The sequence below is a fragment of the Desulfofundulus luciae genome (assembly GCF_030813795.1).
In the GTDB taxonomy this organism is placed as follows: domain Bacteria; phylum Bacillota; class Desulfotomaculia; order Desulfotomaculales; family Desulfovirgulaceae; genus Desulfofundulus; species Desulfofundulus luciae.
In genome coordinates this window covers 1-1,600 of the sequence record NZ_JAUSUX010000061.1, presented here as the reverse complement: position 1 = coordinate 1,600, position 1,600 = coordinate 1, and the positions used below count along the sequence as shown (strand labels likewise).

At 55.3% G+C, this 1,600-nt stretch carries 1 protein-coding gene; it reads right to left on the bottom strand.

Annotated elements, in window-relative coordinates:
• Positions 1-254 precede the first annotated feature (254 nt).
• On the bottom strand, positions 255-1,600 hold a 1,346-nt coding region (locus tag J2Z49_RS14675), incomplete at its 5' end, for an ISNCY family transposase (RefSeq protein ID WP_307403930.1).

Here is a 1,600-nt window from a genome sequence, read left to right as displayed (position 1 = left end):
CAGACACATTACTTATCTCATTCATCTGGGCTAAGAAAATGTCACTCCTGGTTTTTAATAAGGCGGCGGTCTTGACAGCCACCCCTCACGTGGTTGAGTTAAAAATGCCGACGGGGCGGCTCCGGGGAACATGCAACAAAGACGTAGCACGCCCCCGTCAGGTAGTCCATTGTACCACGTGAGGGGTCCCCGGCTGTCAAGACTCCCCTTCGGCGCCGCCAGGGGAAGGCCTCAGGGGCTCACCAAAGAACATGCTAAAAACTGACGCCATGATTGATCTGACTTGATTTCCATGGCTTGCGCCATGGGTGGTCGGGGGCGGGTTTTCTGCCCATAGACTGCCCGCCCTTTTTCCCAGCTTCTTTATTCTTCGGTAACAAGGAACTCGCCGGAACCGATTCAAGGGGGTAAATGTGGCCGTTCCAGCCAACAAAGAGACTGCCGTCAGCGAGCCTGTGCACCTCCACCACCGTGCGCAAAGGAATGACCGGAACACCTTTGGTATTCACCACCCTGTAGGTCTGTTTCTGGTACTGAATGGTGTAGCCAGGGTTCAAAACCCGGCGCTCCTTCCAGCAAAAAACATGCTCCAAACGCAAGTGGGCAGGAACGGGGCGAAAGGCAGACGCAGAGCTTTCCGGGGGTACCGCGAACTGCCGGTTGTAACGTTCAATAAAACGTCCAAGGACCTCGTTGGCCTCTTCGAGGGAACATGCCCCCGCTAGGCGAAGCTCAACGGTCAGGCGTTCCTGAAGAGTCCCAAAAGCCCTTTCAACGCGCCCCTTTGCCTGGGGGGAGCGGGCGGGGATATGGGTAATCCCCAACTCATTTAAAATGCGGCCGATTTGGGTCAGCGGCCGAACCTCTCCCAGCAACTGCTGCTCAAGGGATACTTCCTTTTCCGGGGGGAAGAAAAGGGTGTGCCGGTCAGAGTAAATGGCCAGAGGAATACCGTAACGGGTAACCAGGTCGAAAAGAAGACGCCGGTAACCTTCGAAATCTTCCGTTAGACTGAAAAGGGCGGCCAAAATCATACTGGTGGCGTCGTCCACCGCCAAAAGCAAAACCAGTTTTGGTCCCCTTCCCTCGAGCCAATCATGATGGCTGCCATCGATCAAGACCAGCATCCCAAACTGGGGTTTCCGCTGACGACGGCGGTGCAGTTTAGGCGGACGGTGCTTCCGCGGGCTCGGAATGCCGGCGCTTTTCAGGATGCGACCCACTGAAGAAGGACTCAAGGTGATTCCTTCCCGTTCGCAGAGCAACTCGCTAAGAAAAGTATAATTGCACCCCCTGTAAATGGTTTGGGCGAGTTGGATGATCTGCTGCCGGGTCTCCTCGGGAACAGCGTGAACCGGCTTGCGGCCCCGGTTCCCATGGACGAGGGCAGCAGGCCCCTGCGACTGGAATTTGGCCTTTAGCCTGTATACCTGACGTTCACTTAAGCCTAATACCAGGGCAGCTTCAAAGGTTGAGATCTGACCTTCCAGAACCCGCTGCAAAACCAGCATCCGCTTCAGTTCCGTCTGTGACAGGGTAACCATCTCCTTCATACTGACATTTTCACTGACGGATTTTACCCTGACAATATCACAGACGG